Annotated in this window: 22 protein-coding genes, 1 pseudogene and 1 other annotated feature; of the genes and pseudogenes, 13 read left to right on the top strand and 10 right to left on the bottom strand. The window is 55.3% G+C overall.

All coding sequences use genetic code 11. From position 1 onward, the window contains the following. The first annotated feature begins 22 nt into the window (after positions 1-22). Entirely contained in the window at positions 23-1,480 is a 1,458-nt protein-coding gene (locus HF679_RS12785) for a PLP-dependent aminotransferase family protein (RefSeq protein WP_123755732.1), read from the top strand. Here HF679_RS12785 and HF679_RS12780 read toward each other — a convergent pair. Further along, complete coding sequence (locus HF679_RS12780; protein WP_123755733.1) at positions 1,449-1,919, bottom strand: YlaC family protein; 471 nt, start codon at positions 1,917-1,919, stop codon at positions 1,449-1,451. The genes HF679_RS12785 and HF679_RS12780 overlap by 32 nt on opposite strands. Positions 1,920-1,952: 33 nt before the next feature. Here HF679_RS12780 and HF679_RS24885 point away from each other — a divergent pair. Continuing rightward, positions 1,953-2,051, top strand: a pseudogene (locus HF679_RS24885) (hypothetical protein); the annotation flags it as partial. Here the strand turns inward: HF679_RS24885 and maa are convergent. The 5 genes from maa to acrA form a co-directional block, all read right to left on the bottom strand. After that, entirely contained in the window at positions 2,023-2,589 is a 567-nt protein-coding gene (maa, locus tag HF679_RS12775; RefSeq protein ID WP_123756221.1) for a maltose O-acetyltransferase, read from the bottom strand. The pseudogene HF679_RS24885 and the gene maa sit on opposite strands and share 29 nt — an antisense overlap. A gap of 150 nt (positions 2,590-2,739) precedes the next feature. Continuing rightward, complete coding sequence (locus tag HF679_RS12770) at positions 2,740-2,958, bottom strand: HHA domain-containing protein (protein WP_004858783.1); 219 nt, start codon at positions 2,956-2,958, stop codon at positions 2,740-2,742. Positions 2,959-2,984: 26 nt separating this feature from the next. Further along, positions 2,985-3,359, bottom strand: a complete 375-nt coding sequence (gene tomB / locus HF679_RS12765; RefSeq protein ID WP_123755734.1) for an Hha toxicity modulator TomB — start codon at positions 3,357-3,359, stop codon at positions 2,985-2,987. A 517-nt stretch (positions 3,360-3,876) separates the two neighbouring features. Then, positions 3,877-7,023: a multidrug efflux RND transporter permease subunit AcrB gene (gene acrB / locus HF679_RS12760; protein ID WP_123755735.1), complete on the bottom strand. Its 3,147-nt coding sequence runs from the start codon at positions 7,021-7,023 to the stop codon at positions 3,877-3,879. Positions 7,024-7,045: 22 nt separating this feature from the next. Continuing rightward, entirely contained in the window at positions 7,046-8,239 is a 1,194-nt protein-coding gene (gene acrA, locus HF679_RS12755) for a multidrug efflux RND transporter periplasmic adaptor subunit AcrA (RefSeq protein ID WP_123755736.1), read from the bottom strand. Between the two features lie 142 nt (positions 8,240-8,381). Between acrA and acrR the strand changes: the two genes are divergently transcribed. Further along, positions 8,382-9,032 (top strand): multidrug efflux transporter transcriptional repressor AcrR, encoded by a 651-nt coding sequence (acrR, locus tag HF679_RS12750; RefSeq protein ID WP_123755737.1) that lies wholly within the window; start codon positions 8,382-8,384, stop codon positions 9,030-9,032. A 133-nt stretch (positions 9,033-9,165) separates the two neighbouring features. Then, positions 9,166-12,510: a mechanosensitive channel MscK gene (mscK, locus tag HF679_RS12745; RefSeq protein ID WP_123755738.1), complete on the top strand. Its 3,345-nt coding sequence runs from the start codon at positions 9,166-9,168 to the stop codon at positions 12,508-12,510. 76 nt (positions 12,511-12,586) lie between these two features. Here the strand turns inward: mscK and rsmS are convergent, their stop codons facing one another. Then, entirely contained in the window at positions 12,587-12,751 is a 165-nt protein-coding gene (gene rsmS, locus HF679_RS12740; RefSeq protein ID WP_123755739.1) for a pleiotropic regulatory protein RsmS, read from the bottom strand. Between the two features lie 14 nt (positions 12,752-12,765). After that, positions 12,766-13,293: a primosomal replication protein N'' gene (priC, locus tag HF679_RS12735; RefSeq protein ID WP_154143536.1), complete on the bottom strand. Its 528-nt coding sequence runs from the start codon at positions 13,291-13,293 to the stop codon at positions 12,766-12,768. 69 nt (positions 13,294-13,362) lie between these two features. On the opposite strand from priC, the gene HF679_RS12730 reads away from it, so the two are divergent. From HF679_RS12730 to HF679_RS12690, 9 genes are all read left to right on the top strand, one after another. Continuing rightward, the gene (locus tag HF679_RS12730; RefSeq protein WP_187042104.1) at positions 13,363-13,740 is read left to right on the top strand and encodes a DUF454 family protein; all 378 of its coding nucleotides are present in this window, start codon (positions 13,363-13,365) and stop codon (positions 13,738-13,740) included. A gap of 150 nt (positions 13,741-13,890) precedes the next feature. Next, a complete protein-coding gene (gene apt / locus HF679_RS12725) occupies positions 13,891-14,442 on the top strand; it encodes an adenine phosphoribosyltransferase (protein ID WP_154143535.1) in 552 nt (183 codons plus the stop codon). A 238-nt stretch (positions 14,443-14,680) separates the two neighbouring features. Beyond that, positions 14,681-16,597 (top strand): DNA polymerase III subunit gamma/tau, encoded by a 1,917-nt coding sequence (gene dnaX, locus HF679_RS12720; protein ID WP_154143534.1) that lies wholly within the window; start codon positions 14,681-14,683, stop codon positions 16,595-16,597. Beyond that, positions 15,927-15,991: a sequence feature (DnaX frameshifting element), on the top strand. Its footprint overlaps the gene before it by 65 nt. A 57-nt stretch (positions 16,598-16,654) precedes the next feature. Beyond that, positions 16,655-16,987 carry a YbaB/EbfC family nucleoid-associated protein gene (locus HF679_RS12715; protein ID WP_004858807.1) on the top strand — a complete coding sequence of 111 codons (333 nt, stop codon included), beginning with the start codon at positions 16,655-16,657 and terminating at the stop codon, positions 16,985-16,987. Beyond that, entirely contained in the window at positions 16,987-17,592 is a 606-nt protein-coding gene (gene recR, locus HF679_RS12710) for a recombination mediator RecR (protein WP_004858810.1), read from the top strand. Before HF679_RS12715 ends, recR begins: the two co-directional genes overlap by 1 nt. A 111-nt stretch (positions 17,593-17,703) precedes the next feature. After that, a complete protein-coding gene (htpG, locus tag HF679_RS12705; protein WP_123755743.1) occupies positions 17,704-19,578 on the top strand; it encodes a molecular chaperone HtpG in 1,875 nt (624 codons plus the stop codon). Between the two features lie 211 nt (positions 19,579-19,789). Continuing rightward, the gene (adk, locus tag HF679_RS12700) at positions 19,790-20,434 is read left to right on the top strand and encodes an adenylate kinase (RefSeq protein ID WP_123755744.1); all 645 of its coding nucleotides are present in this window, start codon (positions 19,790-19,792) and stop codon (positions 20,432-20,434) included. A gap of 127 nt (positions 20,435-20,561) precedes the next feature. After that, positions 20,562-21,524 (top strand): ferrochelatase, encoded by a 963-nt coding sequence (hemH, locus tag HF679_RS12695; RefSeq protein ID WP_123755745.1) that lies wholly within the window; start codon positions 20,562-20,564, stop codon positions 21,522-21,524. A gap of 63 nt (positions 21,525-21,587) precedes the next feature. Next, positions 21,588-22,892: an inosine/guanosine kinase gene (locus HF679_RS12690; protein ID WP_123755746.1), complete on the top strand. Its 1,305-nt coding sequence runs from the start codon at positions 21,588-21,590 to the stop codon at positions 22,890-22,892. Positions 22,893-22,998: 106 nt separating this feature from the next. Here HF679_RS12690 and ybaL read toward each other — a convergent pair whose 3' ends face one another. Both ybaL and HF679_RS12680 read right to left on the bottom strand, forming a co-directional pair. After that, a complete protein-coding gene (gene ybaL, locus HF679_RS12685) occupies positions 22,999-24,675 on the bottom strand; it encodes a YbaL family putative K(+) efflux transporter (protein WP_123755747.1) in 1,677 nt (558 codons plus the stop codon). A 291-nt stretch (positions 24,676-24,966) separates the two neighbouring features. Beyond that, the gene (locus HF679_RS12680) at positions 24,967-26,187 is read right to left on the bottom strand and encodes an MFS transporter (RefSeq protein ID WP_123755748.1); all 1,221 of its coding nucleotides are present in this window, start codon (positions 26,185-26,187) and stop codon (positions 24,967-24,969) included. Positions 26,188-26,270: the final 83 nt, after the last annotated feature.

Here is a 26,270-nt window from a genome sequence, read left to right as displayed (position 1 = left end):
GATGGTGCCACGAGGAGCCGCTATGAATATCCCTGACGATGCCTTTTTCACCCTGCTGGAACATTCCTTAAACCACCGGGACCACGAAACCCTCCAGCGCACGCTGTATCGCACGCTGCGCGAGGCTATCCTGCAGGGGGTGCTGGTGGGGGGAAGCCGTCTACCCGGCTCGCGGGCCATTGCCGAACGGCTCACTCTGTCGCGTAATACCATCAATGCAGCGCTGGATCAGCTGGCAATGGAGGGGTATCTGTCACGCAGTCGCCAGGGCACCTGGGTAGCCAGGCAGCTGACTGCTGGTGAGAGCGAAGGGCCAGCCTCTGCCATTGCGTTGCCGGAGAGGCTGCTGGCGTTGCCTGCGGGGACCCGCCGGGATTCACCCGTGCTGGCGTTTACCCCCGGCACACCGGCGATAAACTATTTCCCCTTGCCGGTCTGGCGACGGCTGCTCGACCGGGTGCTGCGGGAAGAGGGCTATGCGCTGCTGGGGTATGGCGATGCGGCGGGCGATCCTGCGTTGCGGGAGGCGATTGTGCGCCATCTGGCGCTGTCGCGAGGGATCCGCTGCGATGCCCGGCAGGTGGTGATCACCGAAGGCGCGCTGGAAGGGGTGAACATTTGTACGCATCTGCTGAGCGTCGCGGGCGATACCGCGTGGGTCGAAGAGCCGGGTTATCCTGGGGCGAAGAGCGTCTTTCTGAAGGCCGGGCTGCATATCAAAGGGATGCCGGTCGATAGCGAAGGGATGTGCCCGGATGTTAACGACAGCACGACTCCGCGCCTGATTTTCACCTCGCCCTCACACCAGTATCCGTGTGGGGCGGTCATGAGCGCGCGACGGCGTCTGGCGCTGCTGGACTATGCCCGGCAGCACGATGCCTGGATCATTGAAGATGATTACGATAGCGAGTTTCGCTACAGCGGTGAGCCGATTCAGGCGATGTCAGGCATGCTAAAGCAGGCGCCGGTAGTCTATCTCGGTACCTTCAGCAAAACGTTGTTTCCGGCGCTGCGTATTGGTTTCGTGGTGATGCCTCCTGCGCTGGCGGAAGCGGCGCAGGGGATTGTAGGGTCGCTGCTGCGCGGCGGTCACCGCGCCGAACAGCGTGCGCTGGCGCTGTTTATTGAAGAGGGGCATTACGCCCGTCATCTGGCGGCGATGCGTCGCTTGTATCGTGGACGACAGCTGCAGCTGCGGGAGGCTCTTGAGATGGAGCTTACTCAACCTTGTGAGATTCTGGGCGGGGAGGGCGGTCTGCATTTGACGGTGGCCATCGACGGGATCGACGATGGCGCGATAGTCGAGAAGGCGCGGCAGTATCAGCAGGCTCCGGCGGCGTTAAGCCGGTTTTACCTTAATGCCGCGCAGGCGCGAAGCGGGTTGGTGCTGGGGTACGGTAATACCTCCGCTTCGCACTTTGGTCCGGCGATACGGACGTTAAATCGTCTTATTGCGCAGTCCCGACGCGGGTCAGGCTGAAGACATCGTAAAACGACAGCTCACCTTTGGTGGCGACCATTTTCTCAAGCTGGCTTTTTTGCTCGCCGGCCACGCGGGGCGATTGCAGAATACGCTCAATCAGCTGCTGCGGAACGTAACGCGTGTTGTACCACTCGCCGTTGTAGCAAACGCGAAAATCCAGGACATCGATATCTTCATAGCGATAGCGCGGGTAGACGTCGAAAAAGAAGAAACCGTTGAGCAGGACAAACAGCACCACCAGCAACCAGACGGAATCTGCCAGTGTTTCTGAACGCCACATGACCACGAAGGTTGCGAGGAAAGCGGCGTACATCGCGACGAACAGCCACGGATGGTTGCGGATAAAACTGATACTGAAGCGCGGACGGTTGTCACGCTTCTCTTGCGCATTGAGTTCATCAATGGTGTTTGTCAGCAGTTGCTGTATTTCTGTCATTTTGCTCCCCGGTTCTGCTTCATAACGCGCTAGCCTGAAGGCTATTTTATGTTGCAGCAATCTCTCGGGAAAGTAACAGATCAGTTGCAGAAAAGCATAACAGTTACGATTTTTGCGGTGTCAGCATCTTAATGATTTGCGCCGGGTTGCCGCCGACGACGGCGTAAGCCGGAACATCTTTCACCACCACGGCACCGGAAGCGATAACCGCGTTGTCGCCAATCGTCACACCGGGATTAATCACCGCCCGACCGCCAATCCAGACATTATGGCCAATCGTCACGGGTTTGCCGTACTCTTTACCGCTGTTGCGTTCGACCGCATCCAGTGGATGCGTGGCGGTATAGATATGGACGCCGGGCGCCAACATGCAATTATTACCGATATGAATCGGGCAAACGTCGAGCATCACGCAGTCAAAGTTGGCGTAAAAATTGGTACCGAGGAATATATTGTAACCATAATCACAGCGGAAACTGGGTTCAATATAGGCGTCATGATCCCTGCCAAATAGCTCGGTAAGGCATGTTGCCCGCCATTCACGTTCATCGGGTGCCGAATGGTTGTAGCGATGCAGTAATTGCCTGGCGTGCTGGCGATCGGCTCGTAACGTTGCGTCTCCTGGCTGATACAGCTCGCCAGCGATCATTTTACGTTTTTCTTCACTCATGGTGCTTTCCTTAATGAAATGGGCACCATAATATAAAAAAAAGAGACCGGTTTCATAAGCATTATTAATGACTTATGCGAGAGATATCACAATTAAGTCCTGCGTAAGAGGAGCAACGCAATTAACCTGCGTATAGATACGTAAAATGAATTAACGAATGAATTTCCACACAGATGTTGGGATTTTGTCGTAAAGCTTATTCATGGTCAATTCGGCAAGACGATGATCGGCCGCTGAGTAAAATACAGCCAGTTCGTTATCGGAAAGTTCATATTTGTTTTTTTCAATTACGCGTTCCAGCGTATCAATTGTCTGACAGCGACGTAAGCGCATCAAATAGTCTGTTTTGGTTAATGGTTCACCAGACATAAAATCACCTTTAGATTGTAATAATACTAACAAGAAAGACTTGCCGGGTTCTCCCGGCTGGCATTCACGAAACAACGGAATAACCGATTCCCCGATTTACGCCATTTCTGGAGATCGCCCGTGTTAATGCCATAACTACTGAACAACATAAACGTGTCGTCCAGGTATTCGTCCAGCTGAGCAATCAGTTTATTATCCTCAGCGTACTTAATTTTATAATTAAGCGCGAACGTGGCGATGTGTTCGATCAATTCATTAAGCTGAAGATTGACAGCCGACGTCGGGTCATTCACCCAGCCGTGGTTGATCTCTTCCAGGTTTGCAAGGCAGTCATGATACAGGGTTTCGCAAAGAAATCGAAGTTGCGCGATATCATGTCTTTTTGGCGAGTATTCGTCCATAACGCATCCCCTTATGAGTGGTTTAAACGACGACCAGCAAGCACCGTTGTGGGATGAACACGACTAACAGACCTGACACATACATTGTAATCCTGTTGTTTTAACTATAATCCACTCTTAAAAAGATTTCACCGTGCTATTACGAAAAATTACAATTATCGCGGTTAATTTATCTTAAAAATATCCGAATTTATTATTACAGCATCCGGTCAGGGGTCAGTAGCGGGTAACAAGGCTTATGGGTCATTGATTTAACTAATGATTTCCTGCGGTTACAAGACTATCTTCAACGAATTTAGAGTTAAGAATATTCTTATCACTGATAAGCCAGGAAAAGAATAATCCGAGTGGAATAAAGCAGAGCTTATCACAAGAAATTGTATATCAGAATGTAAAATAAACCGTGGCAATGTGTGCCCTTTAATATAAGGCGGCGATCTCGCTGGCTCAGGACGTCGGAAAGTGGTCTGAGGCACATAAAAAAAGGGCCGCATATGCGGCCCTTAGTCATGGGAGATTAATGATGCTCAACCGGATGGCTGTGCTCAATGTCTTCCGTTTTCTTACTGAAGCGGCGACGAACCACCACGAAGAACACTGGAACAAAGAAGATTGCCAGTACCGTCGCGGTCACCATCCCGCCCATTACGCCAGTACCTACGGCGTTCTGTGCACCGGAGCCTGCACCGGAACTGATAACCAGCGGCATAACCCCGAGGATAAATGCCAGTGAGGTCATCAGGATAGGACGCAGACGCATACGTACCGCTTCCAGCGTTGCCTCAATCAGACCTTTGCCTTCTTTATCCATCAGATCTTTGGCGAATTCGACGATAAGTATCGCGTTCTTCGCCGACAAGCCAATGGTTGTCAGCAGGCCCACCTGGAAGTAAACGTCGTTTGTCAGGCCACGGAACGTTGCCGCCAGCAGGGCGCCGATAACCCCCAGTGGCACAACCAGCATGACCGAGAACGGTATCGACCAGCTTTCATACAGCGCTGCCAGACAGAGGAATACCACGATAAGTGAAATGGCATACAGCGCTGGTGCCTGGTTACCGGACAGACGTTCCTGGTAGGACATACCGGTCCAGTCATAGCCAATACCCGAAGGCAGTTTGCTGGCCAGTTCTTCCATCATGGTCATCGCTTCACCGGTACTTCTGCCCGGTGCCGCCTGACCAAGGATTTCCATCGATGGCAGACCGTTATAGCGTTCCAGACGCGGAGAACCGTACTCCCAGTGTGACGTCGAGAAGGCCGAGAAAGGCACCATCTGCCCGTCGCTACCGCGAACGTACCAGTTGCCAATATCTTCCGGCAGCATACGGTATTTCGCTTCAGACATGACGTACACTTTCTTCACGCGACCGCGGTCGATAAAGTCGTTGACATAGCTACCGCCCCAGGCCGCGCCCAGTGTGGTATTGATGTCGCTGATAGATACGCCCAACGCCTGCGCTTTCTCCTGGTCGATATCCACCTTGAACTGCGGTGTATCTTCCAGACCGTTTGGACGCACGCCGACCAGCAGGTCAGGGTGCTTCGCTACTTCACCAAACAACTGGTTACGTGCCTGGGTCAGTTTTTCATGGCCCAAACCACCCTGGTCGATCAGCTGGAAGTCGAAGCCGGTTGCGGTACCCAGTTCCACGATAGCCGGCAGGTTAAAGGCGAAGACCATCGCATCTTTAATCTGCGAGAAACGGGCCATCGCACGACCGGTAATCGCTTCAACCTTGTTCTCTGAACCAGGACGTTCGCTCCAGTCTTTCAGCGAGACGAACGCGATACCGGTGTTCTGACCACGACCGGCGAAGCCGAAGCCGTTAACAGCAAACACCGACTCAACGTTGTCTTTCTCTTTGGTGAGATAGTAGTCCGTCATCTCGTCGAGCACTTTCTGCGTACGTTCCTGCGTCGCGCCAGCCGGAAGCTGCGCCATGCTCAGGAATACGCCCTGGTCTTCATCTGGTAAGAACGAGCTTGGCAGACGAACGAACAGCCACGCCATTCCGACGACGATGATCAGATACAGCACCAGGTAGCGACCGGTACTGCGCAGAATGTTACCTACGCTATCGGTGTAGTGGTGCGTGCTCTTATCGAACATGCGGTTAAACCAGCCAAAGAAGCCTTTGTGCTCGCCGTGACCGCCTTTGGCGATAGGTTTTAACATCGTGGCGCACAGCGCCGGGGTCAGGATCAATGCAACCAGTACCGACAGCGCCATCGCGGAGACGATAGTGATGGAGAACTGACGGTAAATCGCCCCTGTTGAACCACCGAAGAAGGCCATCGGGATAAATACCGCCGACAGCACCATGGCGATACCCACCAGCGCGCCCTGGATCTGGCCCATAGACTTACGGGTTGCTTCCTTCGGCGGCAGGCCTTCTTCCGCCATGACACGCTCGACGTTTTCGACCACCACGATGGCGTCATCGACGAGAAGACCGATCGCCAGCACCATACCAAACATGGTCAGGGTGTTTATCGAGAAGCCGAAGATGGCGAGGATCGCGAACGTCCCCAGCAATACGACCGGTACCGCGATGGTTGGAATCAACGTCGCGCGGAAGTTCTGCAGGAACAGATACATCACCAGGAATACCAGGATGATCGCTTCCACCAGCGTTTTCACCACTTCGTGAATAGAGATTTTCACGAACGGCGTGGTGTCATACGGGTAAACAATTTTCAGGCCTGACGGGAAGTACGGCTCCATTTTTGCCAGTTCGGCACGAATGGCATTCGCCGTATCCAGCGCGTTCGCGCCGGTCGCCAGTTTAATACCCAGACCGGAAGCCGGCTGGTTGTTAAACTTCGCGACGATGTCGTAGTTCTCACCACCCAGTTCAACCTTGGCGACATCACGAAGACGAACCTGCGAACCATCCTGGTTCACTTTCAGCAAAATATTGCTGAATTCGTCAGCGGATTTCAGACGGGTCTGCGCGATGATCGAGGCGTTCAGCTGCTGGCCTTTCACCGGCGGCGTACCGCCTAACTGACCGGCTGCAACCTGGGCGTTCTGCGCTTTAATCGCGCTGATCACATCGACCGGCGTCAGCTGGAAGTTGTTCAGTTTGTTCGGATCCATCCAGATACGCATCGCGTACTGGGAACCAAACAGCTGAACGTCACCCACACCAGACGTACGGCTGATCGCATCTTTCATGTTGGCGCCCACGTAGTCGGAAATATCCTCCTGCGTCATGGTGCCGTTGGTGTTGATAACGCCGACAACCATCAGGAAGCTACTGGAGGATTTCTCCACGCTCACGCCCTGTTGCTGTACTTCCTGCGGCAGCAGCGGCATGGCGAGCTGCAGTTTGTTCTGCACCTGTACCTGCGCGATATCTGCATCAGTACCTGACTGGAAGGTCAGGGTAATCTGTACCGTACCGGTTGAGTCACTGTTGGAGGACATGTACATCAGGTTATCGATACCGTTCATGTTCTGTTCGATAACCTGTGTCACGGTGTCCTGCACCGTTTTCGCATCAGCGCCGGGGTAGGTTGCGGTGATCGAAACGGCCGGTGGCGCAATCGTTGGATATTGCGCAACTGGCAGCTTCATGATCGCAAGACCACCCGCTAGCATGATGATAATGGCGATCACCCATGCGAATATGGGGCGATCGATAAAGAAATTAGGCATGTCTTAACGGCTCCTGTTTAAGTTAAGACTTGGTTTGTTCTGACTGCGCGTTACTGGCAACTTGCTGTTTATCGTCAGAGGTCACTTCCTGCGCTTTTACCTGCACGCCTGGTTTTACTTTTTGCAGCCCGGTAACGATCACGCGATCGCCGGATTTCACGCCGCTGGTCACCAGCCATTTATCGCCAATTGCCTGGGTGGCATTGACCTGACGGGTTTCCACTTTATCGCCTTCACCCACCACCATCACGCTGGCATCGCCACGTGGTGTACGGGTGACACCCTGCTGTGGAACCAGCAGCGCATCCGGGTTGGTGCCTTCCTGCAGACGAGCACGCACGAACATACCTGGTAACAGCGTGTGGTCCGGGTTCGGGAAGACGGCGCGTAAAGTGATTGAACCGGTTGTCTGATCAACGGTGACATCGGAGAACTCAAGCGTACCGGCTTGCGGATACTCAATCCCGTCGCTGGTCACCAGCTCGACTTTGGCTTTGCCGTTTTCTTGTTTCAGCGTGCCGTTTGTCAGCTCTTGTCGCAGACGCAGGAAATCGTTGCTCGACTGGGTTACGTCAACGTAGATCGGATCCAGCTGCTGAACGGTGGACAGGGCGGTGGTTTGACCGTTCTGCACCAGCGCACCTTCGGTAACCGCAGATTTACCAATGCGGCCGCTGATCGGCGACGTGACTTTGGTATAAGCCAGGTTAATACGTGCAGTTTCTACCGCAGCTTTCGCGGCGACAACGGCAGCATTGTTCTGCTGAGCATCGGCGACCGCAGTATCATAGTCTTGTTGACTGATGTACTTGGTACCAAGCAGTTTCTGATAACGTTTAACCGTCAGCTGGGAGATATTGGCCGCCGCCTGTGCTTTGGCTAAATCGCCTTTCGCACTTTCATAGCTGGCCTGATAGGTCGCGGGGTCGATCTGATAGAGAGACTCGCCGGCCTTGATATCGCCACCTTCCGTAAAGTTACGTTTCAGAATAATGCCACTTACCTGAGGGCGGACTTCTGCAATACGGTAGGCGCTGGTACGGCCCGGTAGCTCAGTGGTGATTTGCAGAGGTGCGGATTTGAGCGTCACTACACCGACTTCCGGCATATGCTGAGCCCCTTGCTGAGCCGGTTTGTCGTCACATCCTGTTAGCGCTAAGCTGCCTGAGAGCATCAGAACGACCGCCAGAGGCGTTAACCCTCTGTTTTTGTTCATATGTAAACCTCGAGTGTCCAATTTCAAATTGTTCAGTGGCTCAAACGACCACAAACCCACTACTGTGTTTCTATTATGGTCATGCTATGGTACATACATTCACAAATGTATGTAAACGTAACCTCTGTAAACTCATCAACCTATGGCACGAAAAACCAAACAACAGGCACTTGAAACCCGGCAACACATACTGGATGTGGCTTTGCGTTTGTTTTCGCAGCAAGGCGTATCATCTACCTCGTTAGCAGCAATTGCAAAAGCTGCCGGGGTGACGAGGGGGGCTATCTACTGGCATTTTAAGAATAAATCAGATCTATTTAACGAAATCTGGGTGCTGTCGGACGCAAGTATTAGCGATCTTGAAGTTGAGTATCGGGCAAAATTCCCCAGCGATCCACTCTCAGTTGTCCGTGAAATCTTAGTTTATATCCTTGAAGCTACGGTGACAGAAGAGCGTAGACGACTGATGATGGAAATTATATTCCATAAGTGCGAATTCGTCGGTGAGATGGCAGTAGTGCAAAACGCACAACGCAGCTTATGTCTCGAAAGCTACGATCGCATAGAACATACACTCCGTGAATGTATTGCCGCTAAACTGCTGCCCGCCAACCTGCTCACCCGTCAGGCCGCCGTTTTAATGCGCAGCTATCTCTCCGGACTGATGGAAAACTGGCTTTTTGCGCCAGATTCTTTCGATCTCAAAAAAGAAGCCCGTAACTATGTTTCTATTCTTTTAGAAATGTATCAGCTCTGTCCTTCTCTCCGGGAGCCAGCGGAAATTAAGAATTAACTGAGCTGACAGGACAAAAAAGGTGGTTTTTTGCTGCTGCTGACTGCTATTCGCGCGGTGGCAGAAGTGCTATTCTGCGCGCTGTAACGATCCCCGGTATTCTCCGGCTTTTGCAACCACTCGTGCTAACACTATGCTGCATACTATTCGTAGGCGTAATGCCACTTCCGCGTTTGTCATTCTACTGTTGTTATTTGTTAGCTGCCTTAGCATTAACCAGGCCCAGGCTGCTGATGTTCCCGACCGATCTGATGTTCAGAATCAACTTAATACCCTGAATAAACAAAAAGAACTGACTCCACAGGATAAGTTAATTCAGCAAGACCTGGTTCAAACGCTTGAAGCACTCGATAAAATCGAGCGGATAAAGGCCGAAACCACCCAGCTGCGCCAGCAGGTAGAACAGGCGCCGGCGAAGATGCGTCAGGCGGTTGATAACCTCAACGCCCTCAGCGATGTGCCTGACGATGAAGCCACGCGCAAAACGCTCAGCACGCTCTCTTTGCGTCAGCTGGAATCGCGGGTCACCCAGACTCTGGACGATCTCCAGACCGCCCAGAACGACCTGGCAACCTACAACAGCCAGCTGGTCTCCCTGCAAACGCAGCCGGAACGTGTGCAAAACGCCATGTATTCGGCGTCCCAGCAGCTCCAGCAAATACGTAACCGGCTGAATGGCACCACCGTTGGCGAAGAGGCGTTGCGGCCGAGCCAGCAGGGATTGCTCCTGGCACAGCAGGCATTGCTGAATGCGCAGATCGATCAGCAGCGCAAGAGCCTCGAAGGCAACACGGTCCTGCAGGATACCCTGCAAAAACAACGTGACTATGTCAGCGCCAACAGCAACCGCCTGGAGCATCAGCTGCAGCTGTTGCAGGAGGCGGTCAACAGCAAACGCCTGACGCTAACCGAAAAAACGGCTCAGGAAGCGGTAACGCCTGATGAGACCGCTCGTATTCAGGCCAACCCGCTGGTCAAGCAGGAGCTGGAGATCAACCACCAGCTCAGCCAGAAGCTGATCTCGGCGACGGAAAACGGCAACCAGCTCGTGCAGCGCAACATTCAGGTCAAAAACTGGCTCGATCGGGCGCTGCAATCTGAACGCGATATCAAAGAGCAGATTTCCGTCCTTAAGGGGAGCCTGCTGCTGTCCCGTATTCTCTACCAGCAGCAGCAGACGCTGCCGTCGGCGGAAGAGCTGAGCGATATGACCAACCGGATTGCCGACCTGCGTCTGGAGCAATTCGAGGTCAACCAGCAGCGTGACGCGCTGTTCCAGAGCGACAACTTCGTGGCCAAACTGGAAGAGGGGCATAGCGCTGATGTGACGCCGGAGGTGCATGATGCGCTGCTGGATGTCGTGGATATGCGTCGTGAGCTGCTCGATCAGTTTAATAAGCAGCTCGGCAACCAGCTGATGATGGCGATTAACCTGCAGATCAACCAGCAGCAGTTAATGAGCGTCTCCAGCAACCTCAAAGCGATCCTCACCCAGCAGATTTTCTGGGTGAACAGCAATAAACCGATGGACTGGGACTGGATTAAATCCTTCCCGGAGGCGCTGAAAGAGCAATTTAAGGCGATGAAAATCACCGTAAACTGGGAGAAAGCCTGGCCTGCGGTGTTTGTCGCCTTCCTCGCCGGTCTGCCATTGTTGCTGATTGCCGGGGTGATTCGCTGGCGTCTGCAGTGGCTGCGTAACTACCAGGCTAAGCTGGCGTCGCAGGTCGGACAGTTGCGTAACGATACGCAGCTCCATACGCCGAAAGCGATTCTGATCGATCTGATTCGCGCCTTGCCTGTGGTGCTGCTGATTCTGGCTGTGGGTCTGATTCTGCTGACCATGCAGCTGAATATCAGCGAACTGCTGTGGGCCTACAGTAAAAAGCTGGCCCTGTTCTGGCTGGTGTTCGGTCTGTGCTGGAAAGTACTGGAAAAAGATGGCGTGGCGGTCAGCCACTTCAATATGCCTGCCCAGTTGACCAGCCACTGGCGTCGTCAGATTGTCCGCGTGAGCCTGGCGCTGTTGCCGCTGAATTTCTGGTCGGTGATGTCCGAGCTGTCGCCGCTGAACCTGATGGATGACGTTCTGGGACAGTTCGTTATCCTGATGAACCTGCTGCTGATTGCGGTGCTGGTGTGGCCAATGTGCCGCGATAGCTGGCGTGACAAAGAATCACACAGCCTGCGTCTGCTCACCATCACCGTGCTTTCTATTGTGCCGATTGCATTGATGGTGCTGACGGCAATGGGCTACTTCTATACCACCTTGCGTCTTGCGGGCCGCTGGATCGAAACCGTCTATCTGGTGATGCTGTGGAACCTGCTGTACCAGACCGTGCTGCGTGGCCTGAGCGTTGCCGCGCGACGTATCGCCTGGCGCCGTGCGCTGGCTCGTCGTCAGCACCTGGTGAAAGAGGGGGCCGAAGGGGCTGAGCCGCAGGAAGAGCCGACGATTGCTCTGGAGCAGGTTAACCAACAAACGCTGCGTATTACCATGCTGGTCATGGTCGCCTTGTTTGGCGTGGTGTTCTGGGCGATTTGGTCCGATCTGATTACCGTGTTTGCCTATCTCGATAGCATTACGCTGTGGCACTACAGCGGCACCGAAGCAGGCGCCAGCGTGGTGCGTAACGTGACGATGGGCAGCCTGCTGTTTGCTATTGTCGCGTCGATGGTGGCCTGGGCGCTGATTCGTAACTTGCCGGGTCTGCTGGAAGTTCTGATCCTCTCGCGGCTGAATATGCGCCAGGGGACTTCCTATGCGATCACCTCGATTATGAACTACGCGATCATCGCCATCAGTGCGATGACGGTGTTCGGCGCGCTGGGGGTTTCCTGGGATAAATTGCAATGGCTGGCGGCGGCACTCTCCGTTGGTCTGGGCTTCGGCCTGCAGGAGATCTTCGGGAACTTCGTTTCCGGCCTGATTATCCTCTTCGAACGCCCGGTGCGCATCGGCGATACGGTGACGATCGGTACCTTCTCCGGTACTGTCAGCAAAATCCGTATTCGCGCCACCACCATTACCGACTTCGATCGTAAAGAGGTGATCATCCCGAACAAAGCGTTCGTGACCGAGCGCCTGATCAACTGGTCGCTGTCCGACACCGTGACGCGCGTGGTGATCCGCCTTGGGGTGGCGTATGGCTCCGATCTCGATAAGGTGAAAGAGGTCCTGCTTCAGGCGGCGCACGAACACCCGAAAGTGATGCAGGAGCCGGCGCCATCGGTATTCTTCACCACGTTTGGCGCGAGCACGCTGGATCATGAGCTGCGTTTGTACGTGCGTGAACTGCGCGATCGTAGCTACACGGTGGATGAGCTGAACCGGGCGATTGACCGCCTGTGCCGTGAGAACGACATTAATATCGCCTTCAACCAGCTGGAAGTGCATCTGCGTAATGAAAAAGGTGATGAAGTGACCGAGCTGAAGCGGGAAGTCAAAGGCGACGATCCGTCACCGGCTATCGGTTAAAGTGCGGTAGATTGACGATCAACAAGGGCGGCCAGGGTGCCGCCCTTGTTGATTAACGATGTGAGTTAGCGTTGCTTTATTCGCTGGTCTGGGTGCCTGGCTGGCTTAGTTTTTTCTCATAATCTCGTTTGATTATCTCCAGTGCACCCAGCACCGTCCGTGCCGGGACCTGGTTCTCTTCGAGCAGCATAATCAAATCAACGGCCAGTTTGACCTCATCCGGGGCGGTTTCCAGGGACATTGCGTTTCCTTCTGTTAGCGCGTGATACGTGCCAGTACGGCTTCTATTTTTTCCAGTGCATCGCGACAGCGCGCCAGGCGTCCGGCATAGGCGTCCACCTCTTTGGCCAGCCGTTGCTGATCCTCAAGCGTTGTCGCTTGCGCCAGTTGACGCTGGCGATCGTTTCTCATCGCCAGCAGCCGACGTTCATACTCCTGATGCTGCAACCGCCGCCGCTGCCAGCGTTGCAGTCCGGGGGAAGCGCTATCCCATTGACGCAGAGACCAGGTGGCCGCCTCCCGGTTCAGGGCGGCGATTTGCGCGACCAGCCGTTCCGCCAGCCAGCTCACCTGCGGCAGCTGCTGGTTCTCCACCGCCTGGCGCAGCTCAGCAAAATGCTGCTGCGCTTCTTCAAGACAAGACTGCATCAATGTACTGCGGGTGCGAAACAACTGCCGGTCGAAACGGGCGCTGAGCGTCGCATGCTGCGCCAGCGGTGCAAGCTGTACCGCCAACTGGGCCAGCTGATTTTCCAGCGTTTGTAAAAGCCGGGTTGTTTTCAATGAACTCCTCCCTACCTCGATAAACAACTGTGCTACAGTAGCCATCTCTGCTTGATAACGATTCGCATTATGCCACGTATTATTTTAATCATCATTGGCTGGCTGGCGGTAGCCCTGGGGACGCTGGGCATCTTTTTGCCTTTGTTGCCAACCACGCCGTTTATTCTGCTGGCGGCCTGGTGTTTTGCCCGTTCATCACCGCGTTTTCACTACTGGTTGCTGTATCGTTCCTGGTTTGGCGGCTATCTTCGCCACTGGCAGCAGTACCGCGCGATGCCGCCTGGCGCCAAGCCGCGGGCGATAGTCATGATCCTGCTGACCTTTGCCCTTTCGCTGTGGCTGGTTAAGCTTACATGGGTGCGCATCTTGCTGCTGGTAATACTGACCTGCCTGCTGATATTTATGTGGCGCATTCCGGTGGTTGATACAAAGCAACAAAAGCACTGATGCACAATAATGAAGGTTGCAATTGTCGCTGACAGACAGTAAATTCTGGCGTTTTCGAGCGCGGGCATGCCTGGTCAAAGGTTGAACAAATGTTTCTTTGGCCCATTTTGCACGCCCGTGAGTAACACTGTTTTAATCAGGCATAAACTTATGACCGCAACTGCACAGCAGCTTGAATATCTGAAGAACAGCATCCAAAGCATCCAGGACTACCCGAAGCCTGGCATCCTTTTCCGTGATGTCACCAGCTTACTGGAAGACCCGAAAGCCTATGCGCTCAGCATTGAACTTCTGGCCGAGCGTTATAAAGACGCGGGTATTACCAAGGTGGTTGGGACCGAAGCGCGTGGTTTCCTGTTTGGCGCCCCGGTTGCGCTGGCGTTGGGTGTGGGCTTTGTGCCGGTACGTAAACCCCGTAAGCTGCCGCGTGAAACCATTGCCGAAAGCTACGAGCTGGAATATGGCACCGATCAGCTGGAAATCCATGTTGATGCGATCAACGCCGGTGATAAAGTGCTGGTGGTCGACGATCTGCTGGCAACCGGCGGCACCATTGATGCGACGGTGAAGCTGATCCGTCGTCTGGGTGGCGAAGTGCATGATGCAGCCTTCATTATCAATCTGTTCGATCTGGGCGGTGAGCAGCGTCTGGAAAAACTGGGCATCAATTGCTATAGCCTGGTTCCTTTCCCGGGCCACTAAGAGCCTGCACATTAGACTATTTTGCTTGTCATGTTGAACCTGGGCAGTGCTCAAAATCCTCACGTACTACATGTACGCTCCGGTTTTTCCGCGCTGTCCGTGTTCAAACTGCCTGCGCCAATTACGTCTACTGAGACAGGCTCGAAGCATTTCCAGATACATAGCCTCGCCGATCGGGCGGGGCTGTGATAGCATGACCCCCTCGTGATTTCACCTTCCAGCGTTTCAGAGCCAGCCCATGAGTTATCAGGTCTTAGCCCGTAAATGGCGCCCACAAACCTTTGCTGACGTCGTCGGCCAGGAACATGTGCTGACCGCACTGGCGAATGGCTTATCGTTAGGGCGCATTCATCACGCTTATCTCTTTTCCGGCACCCGTGGCGTAGGGAAAACCTCGATCGCCCGCCTGCTTGCGAAAGGATTGAACTGCGAAACCGGTATTACCGCCACGCCGTGCGGCGTATGCAATAACTGCCGGGAAATAGAGCAGGGGCGCTTTGTCGATCTGATTGAGATCGATGCCGCTTCTCGAACCAAAGTCGAAGATACCCGCGACCTGCTGGATAACGTCCAGTACGCGCCGGCCCGTGGCCGCTTTAAGGTCTATCTGATCGACGAAGTCCATATGCTGTCGCGCCATAGCTTCAACGCGTTGTTAAAAACGCTGGAAGAGCCGCCGGCGCACGTCAAATTCCTGCTGGCGACCACCGATCCGCAGAAGCTGCCGGTGACGATCCTGTCGCGCTGCCTGCAGTTCCATCTGAAGGCGCTGGATGTCGAACAGATCCGCCATCAGCTTGAACATATTCTCGGTGAAGAGCAGATTGCCTTTGAATCCCGCGCGCTGCAGCTGCTGTCGCGTGCGGCGGATGGCAGCCTGCGCGACGCGTTAAGTCTCACCGACCAGGCGATTGCCAGCGGCGATGGCCGCCTGACGGCGGAGTCGGTCAGTACCATGCTGGGTACGCTCGACGACGATCAGGCGCTGTCGCTGATTGAAGCGCTGGTGGCTGCCGATGGCGAACGCGTTATGGCGGGCGTCAACGATGCCGCTTCCCGTGGTGTTGAGTGGGAAGCCTTGCTGGTTGAAATGCAGAGCCTGCTGCACCGCATTGCGATGGTTCAGCTGTCGCCTTCGGCGCTGGGCGCGGACATGGCCGCCATTGAACTGCGCATGCGCGAACTCGCGCGCACCGTGCCGCCTGCTGATGTCCAGCTATACTATCAGACGCTGTTAATTGGCCGTAAAGAGCTGCCCTATGCGCCAGACCGACGCATGGGCGTCGAAATGACGTTACTGCGTGCGCTGGCGTTTCATCCGCGTACGCCGCTGCCAGAACCCGAGGTAAAACCCGCGCCAGCGATACCGGTCGCACCGGTTCAGGCCGCCGCGCCGTCAGCCCCCGTCGGGCAGTCGCAACCGCCGCAGAATTTGCCGCAAACCACCAGCCAGGTGCTGGCGGCTCGCAGCCAGCTGCAGCGTGGTCAGGGAGCACCCACACCAAAAAAGAGTGAACCGGCAGCCGCATCCCGCGCGCGGCCGGTGAATAACGCTGCGCTGGAGCGCTTAAGTTCGATTACCGAGCGCGTGCAGGCGCGTCCTGCCGTCGCGGCGGTACAGGAAAAAGCACCGGCTAAAAAAGAAGCCTATCGCTGGACATCGACCACCGTCGTCGAAACCGTGAAAGAAGAGGTGGCGACGCCGAAAGCGCTGAAGAAAGCGCTGGAGCATGAAAAAACGCCGGAGCTGGCGGCCAGGCTGGCGCTGGAAGCCGTCGAGCGCGATAGCTGGGCGGCAGAGGTCCATCAGCTTGCCGTACCGAAGCTGGTGGAGCAGGTGGCGCTGAATTCCTGGAAAGAGCAGGAGGGTCAGCGAATCTGCCTGCATCTGCGTCCGAGCCAGCGGCATCTGAATTCCGCCGGTGCGCAGCAAAAGCTGGCCGAAGCGCTTGGCATATTGTACGGTTCACCGGTTGAACTGACCATCGTAGAAGACGATAATCCTGCGATGCGCACGCCGCTGGAGTGGCGGCAGGCAATTTATGAAGAGAAGCTCGCGCAAGCGCGCGAAGCGATTATTGCGGATAACAACATTCAGACGCTGCGTCGGTTCTTCGATGCGGACCTGGATGAAGAGAGTATTCGCCCCATTTGATTGCAAGTTTAACTTGCGGTCAGCATCCTTAACGATGACTTACTGAGAGAGAAGCCTATGTTTGGTGGAAAAGGCGGCCTGGGTAACCTGATGAAGCAGGCCCAGCAGATGCAAGACAAAATGCAGAAAATGCAGGAAGAGATCGCCCAGCTGGAAGTCACCGGTGAATCCGGTGCCGGTCTGGTTAAAGTGACCATCAACGGCGCACATAACTGCCGTCGCGTGGAAATCGACCCGAGCCTGCTGGAAGACGACAAAGACATGCTGGAAGACCTCGTGGCTGCGGCGTTCAACGATGCGGCGCGTCGCATTGAAGAGACCCAGAAAGAGAAGATGGCCTCCGTCTCCTCCGGTATGCAGCTGCCGCCTGGCTTTAAGATGCCATTCTGATGCAAACCAGCCCGCTGTTAACTCAGCTTATGGAAGCATTGCGCTGTCTGCCGGGCGTTGGCCCGAAGTCAGCGCAGCGCATGGCGTTCACGCTGCTTCAGCGCGATCGTAGCGGCGGGATGCGTCTGGCGCAGTCGTTAACGCGTGCAATGTCGGAAATCGGCCACTGTGCCGATTGCCGCACTTTCACCGAGCAGGAAGTGTGCAATATTTGCAGCAACCCGCGCCGCCGTGAAAACGGGCAGATCTGCGTGGTAGAAAGCCCCGCGGATATCTACGCGATTGAGCAGACCGGGCAGTTTTCGGGCCGCTATTTTGTCCTGATGGGCCACCTGTCACCACTCGATGGGATTGGACCGGATGACATTGGGCTCGATCGCCTGGAGCAGCGCCTGCGTGACGAATCGATGCAGGAAGTGATCCTCGCCACCAACCCCACGGTGGAAGGTGAAGCGACCGCCAATTATATCGCCGAGCTCTGCGCGCAGTATGGCGTAGAAGCCAGCCGCATTGCCCATGGCGTTCCCGTCGGCGGCGAGCTGGAAATGGTCGACGGCACCACGCTGTCCCACTCCCTGGCCGGGCGACATAAGATTCGTTTTTAACCAAACGGAGGCGCTTTTCGGGGCCTCCGCTTGAAAATTTCCCCTCCCGTCCCCATCTCCCCTTCATCGGTTTTTTTACCATTAACAATGGCATTGTTGAGGTTGATTTAGATGAAAGGACAAGAAACTCGTGGTTTTCAGTCAGAGGTAAAACAGCTTCTGCACCTGATGATCCATTCTCTTTATTCCAATAAAGAAATTTTCCTGCGTGAACTGATTTCCAACGCCTCCGATGCGGCGGACAAGCTGCGCTTCCGCGCGCTGTCCCAGCCCGACCTGTACGAAGGTGACGGTGAACTGCGCGTGCGCGTTTCGTTTGATAAAGACAACCGCACCCTGACCATCGCCGATAACGGTATCGGGATGAACCGTGAAGACGTTATCGACCACCTCGGGACCATTGCCAAATCCGGGACCAAATCGTTCCTCGAATCAATGGGCTCCGACCAGGCCAAAGACAGCCAGCTGATTGGTCAGTTTGGCGTCGGCTTCTACTCGGCGTTTATCGTGGCGGATAAAGTCACCGTGCGCACTCGTGCGGCGGGCGATAGCGCAGAAAACGGCGTGTTCTGGGAGTCAGCCGGTGAAGGCGACTACACCGTGGCCGATATCACCAAAGCCGATCGCGGTACCGAAATCACTCTGCACCTGCGTGAAGGCGAAGATGATTTCCTTAACGACTGGCGCGTACGTTCGATCATCAGCAAATACTCCGACCATATTGCGCTGCCGGTAGAGATCGAAAAGCGTGAAGAGGTTGACGGCGAAACCGTGATCTCCTGGGAAAAAATCAACAAAGCTCAGGCGCTGTGGACCCGTAATAAGTCGGAAATTAAAGACGACGAATACAACGAATTCTATAAGCACATCGCCCATGACTACAGCGACCCGCTGACCTGGAGCCACAACCGTGTGGAAGGCAAGCAGGAGTACACCAGCCTGCTGTATATCCCTTCCCAGGCACCGTGGGATATGTGGAACCGCGATCATAAACACGGTCTGAAGCTGTACGTGCAGCGCGTCTTCATCATGGATGAAGCCGAGCAGTTTATGCCGAACTACCTGCGCTTTGTCCGTGGCCTTGTGGACTCCAACGATCTGCCGCTCAACGTCTCGCGTGAAATCCTGCAGGACAGCAGCGTCACCCGCAACCTGCGTACCGCGCTGACCAAGCGTGTGCTGCAGATGCTGGAGAAACTGGCGAAAGACGACGCCGAAAAATATCAGACCTTCTGGCAGCAGTTTGGTCTGGCATTGAAAGAAGGCCCGGCGGAAGACAATGCGAACCAGCAGACTATCGCGAAGCTGCTGCGTTTTGCCTCTACCCATACCGACTCCTCCGCCCAGACCGTGTCGCTGGAAGAGTATGTCTCCCGCATGAAAGAAGGGCAGGAGAAGATTTACTACATCACCGCCGACAGCTATGCGGCAGCGAAGAGCAGCCCGCACCTGGAGCTGCTGCGTAAGAAAGGGATCGAGGTCCTGCTGCTGTCTGAGCGCATCGACGAGTGGATGATGAGCTATCTGACCGAGTTCGATGGCAAAGCCTTCCAGTCAGTGGCGAAAACCGACGAGTCGCTGGAAAAACTGGCCGATGAGGTGGATGAAAGCACCAAAGAGGCAGAAAAGGCGCTGGAGCCGTTTGTTGACCGCGTGAAAACCCTGCTGGGCGAGCGTGTGAAAGAGGTCCGTCTGACGCACCGTCTTACCGATACCCCGGCTATCGTCACCACTGACGCGGACGAAATGAGCACCCAGATGGCGAAGCTGTTCGCCGCTGCGGGCCAGTCCGCGCCGGAAGTGAAGTACATCTTCGAACTGAACCCGGCGCACCCGCTGGTGAAACGCGCGGCGGATACCCAGGAAGATGCCCGGTTCAGCGAGTGGGTTGAGCTGCTGCTCGATCAGGCCCTGCTGGCGGAGCGCGGTACGCTGGAAGATCCGAACCAGTTTATTCGCCGGATGAATCAGCTGCTGGCATCGTAATCTCCCTGCTGTTTGCCCTCAGCGGCCCCGACTCATCAGAGACGCGGGCCGCTGAGGGCCTCTTCTCAGATCGTCTAAAATCTGCCTTTCAGGCAAAATAAACCCTCCATTAACCGTTTCAGCCGCTCTGCCTTCCTTGAGCCATCTGCGTTCTGGTGGTATGGTTTATCGTTTTTGAAAAATTGAATCGACTTTTGAGGGGATTTTCGTAATGCGTATTATTCTGCTTGGCGCTCCGGGCGCGGGTAAAGGAACTCAGGCTCAGTTCATCATGGAGAAATACGGTATTCCGCAAATCTCTACCGGTGACATGCTGCGCGCTGCTGTGAAATCTGGCTCTGAGCTGGGTAAACAGGCGAAAGACATCATGGACGCAGGCAAGCTGGTAACCGACGAACTGGTTATCGCGCTGGTGAAAGAGCGTATCACTCAGGAAGACTGCCGTAACGGCTTCCTGCTGGACGGTTTCCCGCGCACCATTCCGCAGGCTGACGCTATGAAAGAAGCGGGTATCGCGGTTGATTTCGTACTGGAGTTTGACGTACCGGACGAGCTGATCGTCGATCGCATCATCGGTCGTCGCGTACACGCAGCTTCTGGCCGTGTTTACCACATCAAATTCAATCCGCCGAAGGTGGAAGGCAAAGACGACGTGACCGGTGAAGACCTGAGCACGCGTAAAGATGACCAGGAAGAGACCGTACGTAAGCGCCTGGTGGAATACCATCAGATGACGGCTCCGCTGATCGGTTACTATCAGAAAGAAGCTGAAGCGGGCAACACCCAATACGCGAAAGTCGACGGCACCAAAGCGGTTGCTGAAGTCCGCGTAGAACTGGAAAAAATCCTCGGTTAATCCCGTTGGTTCTCATCCTGCCACGGCGGGATGAGAACACCTCTCATTCTACCTTTTTCTATGATTGGTTCCGTTTAGCGCCATTTCAGCTACAATTGTCAGCGATTCAAATGGTTAAGAGGCGGTAATGCAGCAGACGAAAACAGGTATCTTGTTAGCCAACTTAGGCACTCCCGATGCGCCCACGCCCGATGCGGTGAAGCGCTACCTGCGACAGTTTCTCAGCGACACGCGCGTGGTGGATACGCCTCGTCTGCTGTGGTGGCCGTTACTGCGTGGCGTGATCCTGCCGCTACGTGGACCGCGGGTCGCAAAACTATATCAATCGGTATGGATGGAAGAAGGCTCTCCGCTGCTGGTCTACAGCCGCCGGCAGCAGCAGGCGCTGGCCGCACGTTTACCCGATACGCCGGTGGCCTTAGGCATGAGCTACGGCTCGCCTGCGCTGGAAAGCGCGGTAGATGAACTGCTGGCACAGGGCGTGAACCATATCGTGGTGCTGCCGATGTATCCGCAATACTCCTGTTCCACCGTGGCGGCGGTGTGGGATGAACTGGCGCGCATTCTGGCCAAAAAGCGGGCGGTTCCGGGCGTGTCGTTTATTCGTGATTACGCCGATGACACCAGCTACATCAAGGCGCTGGCGGAAAGCGTTCGTGCCTCGTTCGCGGTGCATGGCGAGCCCGATGTGCTGCTGCTCTCCTATCACGGGATCCCCCAGCGCTTTGCCCATGAAGGGGATGACTACCCGCAGCGCTGTCGCGATACCACGCGTGAACTGGTGTCGGCGCTGGGTCTTTCACCGGACCGCGCCATGATGACCTTCCAGTCGCGCTTTGGCCGCGAACCATGGCTGACGCCCTATACCGACGAGACTTTAAAAATGTTGGGGGAGAAGGGGGTCAAACACATTCAGGTTATCTGTCCGGGCTTTGCTGCCGACTGCCTCGAAACGCTGGAGGAGATTGCGGTACAGAATCAGGAAATCTTCCTGGAGGCTGGCGGGCAGAAATATGAATACATTCCGGCGCTCAATGATAACGACGCGCATATTGAAATGATGGTGGACCTGACGGCGGCATATCGCTGATCGTGCGTGGCGCGGGGAATATGCTATTATTCCTCGCTTGTCCACAGCCACTAAATCACCACTATGAAATTTCCCGGTAAACGCAAATCCAAACACTATTTTCCCGTTAATGCGCGCGATCCGCTGCTGCAACAAATTCAGCCGGAAAATGAATCTAACATCGCCTGGGTGGTGGGTATCGACCAAACGCTGGTCGATATCGAAGCGAAAGTCGATGAGGCGTTTATCCAGCGCTATGGCCTGAGTGCCGGCCACTCTCTGGTGATTGAAGATGACGTCGCCGAAGCGCTGTATCAGGAACTGCTCCGCGATAACCTGATTACCCATCAGTTTGCCGGTGGGACGATCGGCAATACCATGCACAACTATTCTGTGCTGGCGGATGACCGCTCGGTGCTGCTCGGCGTCATGTGCAGCAATATCGAAATCGGCGGCTACGCCTACCGCTATCTGTGCAACACCTCCAGCCGTACCGACCTGAACTACCTGCAAGGCGTGGACGGGGCGATTGGCCGCTGTTTTACTCTGATTAGCGATGCCGGCGAACGCACCTTTGCGATCAGCCCGGGCCACATGAATAAGCTGCGTCCGGAAAGTGTCCCGGAAGCGGTGATTGCTGGCGCCTCCGCGCTGGTGCTGACCTCTTATCTGGTGCGCTGCAAGCCGGGTGAGCCGATGCCGGATGCCACGATGAAAGCCATCGAATATGCCAAAAAGCATGACGTCCCGGTGGTGTTGACGCTGGGCACCAAGTATGTGATTGCCGACAACCCGGAATGGTGGCAACAGTTCCTGACGGAGCACGTCTCCATCCTGGCGATGAACGAAGAAGAGGCGGAAGCATTAACCGGCCTGTCCGATCCGCTGCTGGCCTCCGATAAGGCGCTGGAGTGGGTGGATCTGGTGCTGTGCACTGCGGGGCCTGCGGGCTTGTATATGGCTGGTTTCACCGAAGAGGAAGCCCGGCGTAAAACCCAACATCCGCTGCTGCCAGGGGCGATTGCCGAATTTAACCAGTTTGAATTCAGCCGCGCCATGCGTCATCAGGATTGTGAGAATCCGCTGCGGATCTACTCGCATATTGCGCCCTACATGGGCGGCCCTGAGAAAATCATGAATACCAACGGCGCGGGTGATGGCGCGCTGGCGGCGCTGCTGCATGACATCACGGCTAACAACTATCACCGTAACAACGTTCCGAACTCCAGCAAGCACAAGTGCAAATGGCTGACCTACTCGTCGCTGGCGCAGGTGTGCAAATATGCTAACCGGGTGAGCTATCAGGTCTTAAACCAGCATTCGCCGCGCTTAAGCCGTGGCCTGCCGGAACGGGAAGATAGCCTGGAAGAGGCATACTGGGAACGTTAAGTGCGTTGTCCCCTCGCCGGGCTGGAGGGGAACTACAGGGACAGACATCCTTTGCGCAAGCGCCTCTCCGTTCTGGAGAGGCCTGCTAAGACGCCGTAAACAACCGTTATCCGGTGACCACTTCACCTGCCGGCGGCGTTTCCAGCAGCAGCAGCATCGCGCGGGCGATTTCTCGCTCGCCCATGACCACCTGATTCGCCCCACGTTCGGTAATATAGTCCACTTCATCATCGTAATGGGCGCGGGCAATAATTTCGATGTTCGGGCATTTCTCTCGCGCTGAGGCGACGATCTCTCCGGCCTCATAGCCGTTAGGGATGGTCAGCAGCAGCCAGCGGGCACAATCCAGATGCGCCAGATTCATGATCTCTTCATTGGCGGCATTGCCCAGCACGGCGCGGATACCCCGTGCGCGCAGTTCGTCCACCCGGGTGCGGGAGGTTTCGATCACCACCAGCGGGATCCCCTGGGCCATCAGTTTTTCACCCAGCAGACTCCCGACGCGCCCGAAGCCGACCAGCAGCGCGTGGTTGCATATATCGACCGGAATTTGTTTCTCTTCTTCGAGGACTTCTTCGAGGGTTTGCTCGTCGAGGGTTTCGGTTTTATCGAGGTATTTTTCCAGCAGGGTGAACAGCACCGGGTTGAGCATGATCGAGATAATCGCCCCGGCCAGCACCAGATTTTGCCCGGCCTGCGGCAGCAGATCCAGCGCCATACCAAGCCCGGCCAGAATAAAGGCGAACTCACCGATTTGCGCAAGGCTGGCGGCGATAGTCAGCGCAGTGCGCGGCGAGTGGCCGAACATCCGCACGAGGAAAAAGGCAGCGACAGACTTACCGAAGATAATGATCACCAGGGTTGCCAGGACCGCCAGCGGCTGTTCCAGCAGGATCATCGGGTCGAACAGCATGCCAACGGAGACAAAGAACAGAACCGCAAAGGCATCACGCAGCGGCAGCGTATCGTGCGCGGCGCGGTGGCTGAGTTCGGATTCATTCAGCACCATGCCGGCGAAGAAGGCACCGAGCGCGAAGGAGACGTCGAACAGCTCAACCGCCCCGAAGGCGATGCCGAGCGCCAGGGCCAGCACCGACAGAGTAAACAGTTCGCGGGACCCGGTGGCGGCGCTGCGGGACATAATCCACGGCACCAGACGACGGCCAACCAGCATCATAATGGCGATAAAGGCGATCACTTTCCCGATGGTGATGCTCATATCGACGGCCAGCGAGGCCAGGCCGACGTCGCCTTTTTCTGCCATCCCGGCGACGGCGGGCAGCAGAACGAGGGTCAGCACCATCACTAAATCTTCGACGATCAGCCAGCCGATGGCGATTTGCCCTCGTTGACTGTCAATCAGTTGCCGTTCTTCCAACGCGCGCAGCAGCACCACGGTACTGGCGGTAGAAAGACACAGGCCAAACACGATGCCGGTCATCAACGACCAGCCTAGCACGGCTGACAGCGCCATACCCAACAGCGTTGCCACAGCTATCTGGGCAATCGCGCCGGGAATGGCGATGGACTTTACCGCCATCAAATCCTTTAAAGAGAAGTGCAGCCCGACGCCAAACATCAACAAGATGACGCCCAGCTCGGCCAGTTCTGGCGCTAGCTTGGTATCGGCAACGAAGCCTGGGGTAAAGGGACCGGATAACACACCTGCTAACAGATATCCCACCAGTGGAGAAATACGTAACTTATTGGCAATCATGCCGAATATAAAAGCGAGGACCAGCCCGCCGACAATGGTGGTGATAAGCGGTGTTGCGTGGTGCATTCCGTCTCCTTGTATGTGGTGAGCCAGTCCATTTTCAGGCACTGCATCCATCAGGCGCCTCTGCGTTCGCTTTGAACTAACCCGAATGATTTTGCGTATAAACCTAAAAAACCGAGTAATAGTTTATGACAGTTTTGGCTGTTTTGTTTATGAATAATTGTTGAATTATGCAGAAAAAGGGAATTAGCACGCAAAAAAGCACAGACGGGAAAACGACGGCAGATAATACGCAGAAGTGCTGATGGTATCAGGGATGTTGGCGGCCAAAGTTTCACTTTAGCCGCCGGATATTTAAGATTTATGGCGGTTGTCAGGGAGGAATATCGTCAATATGCCGATAAGTGGCAGGAAAGCGCAGATTTTATAGACCAGTTCGATACTGGTATGGTCCGCTAACAGCCCCAGCACCGCGGCGCCAAGGCCACCCATCCCAAAGGCAAAACCGAAAAACAGACCAGAAACCATGCCGATACGCCCCGGCATCAGCTCCTGAGCGTACACTAAAATAGCGGAAAACGCCGACGCGAGGACAAAACCAATAATCATGGTTAAAATCCCGGTCCATTCCAGCGTGGCATACGGCAAAATAAGGGTAAAGGGCGCGACGCCGAGGATAGAGCCCCAAATAACATATTTACGCCCAATTTTATCGCCGACAGGCCCGCCAATCACCGTGCCTGCCGCGACGGCAAACAGGAAGATAAACAGGTGAATCTGGGCATTCTGGATCGATAATCCGAATTTATGCATCAGATAAAAGGTGTAATAGCTGCTAATGCTCGCCATATAGAAATATTTCGAGAAAATCAGCATCAGCAGGATCCCGACCGCCAGAATCACCTTATTCTTTGGCAGCGGGCTGGCGACGATAGTCTTAGGTTGGCCTTTATTCATTCGGTGCTGCGCGGCATACCAGCGGCTGACTTGCAGCAGTACCACGATAGCCAGCAGCGCGGCCAGAACAAACCAGGCGACGTTGCCTTTGCCGTAGGGAGCGATAATCACCGCCGCCAGCAACGGACCCAGTGAGCTACCGAAGTTACCGCCCACCTGGAACAGCGACTGAGCCAGACCGTGACGGCCACCGGAGGCCATGCGTGCCACGCGCGACGACTCCGGGTGGAACACCGACGAGCCGATACCCACCAGCGCGGCAGCGAGCAGCACCATCCCGAAACTTCCCGCCAGCGCCAGAAGCACCAGGCCGCAGAGCGTGAAGCACATGCCGACGGGCAGCGACCACGGCATCGAGTGTTTATCGGTCCAGTAGCCGACCACCGGCTGCAACAGCGAAGAGGCCAGCTGGAAGGTCAGGGTGATCATGCCGATCTGCACGAAGGTCAGGGAAAATTCCGACTGTAGCAGCGGGTAAAGCGCCAGAATCAGCGACTGGATCATATCGTTAAGCAGATGGGAAAGGCTGATAGCCCCCAGGATGCCAAATGACGTGCGTGCTTTTTGCGGCGCAGCAGCGGGGCCGGATAAGGGTTGGATAGTCTGATTCGTCGCCATAGGTTCACTTAGAGAGTGTTATTGTGGATGCAGGTGTAATTATTATCTGACTAACATACCTGCCCCTAAGGTTTGAAGGAAGT

Origin of the sequence: Enterobacter sp. JUb54, assembly GCF_014298075.1 — a bacterium.
Lineage (GTDB): Bacteria > Pseudomonadota > Gammaproteobacteria > Enterobacterales > Enterobacteriaceae > Klebsiella > Klebsiella lignicola.
Note: the sequence above shows the minus strand (reverse complement) of the source record. Positions and strands in the feature narration are given on the sequence as shown.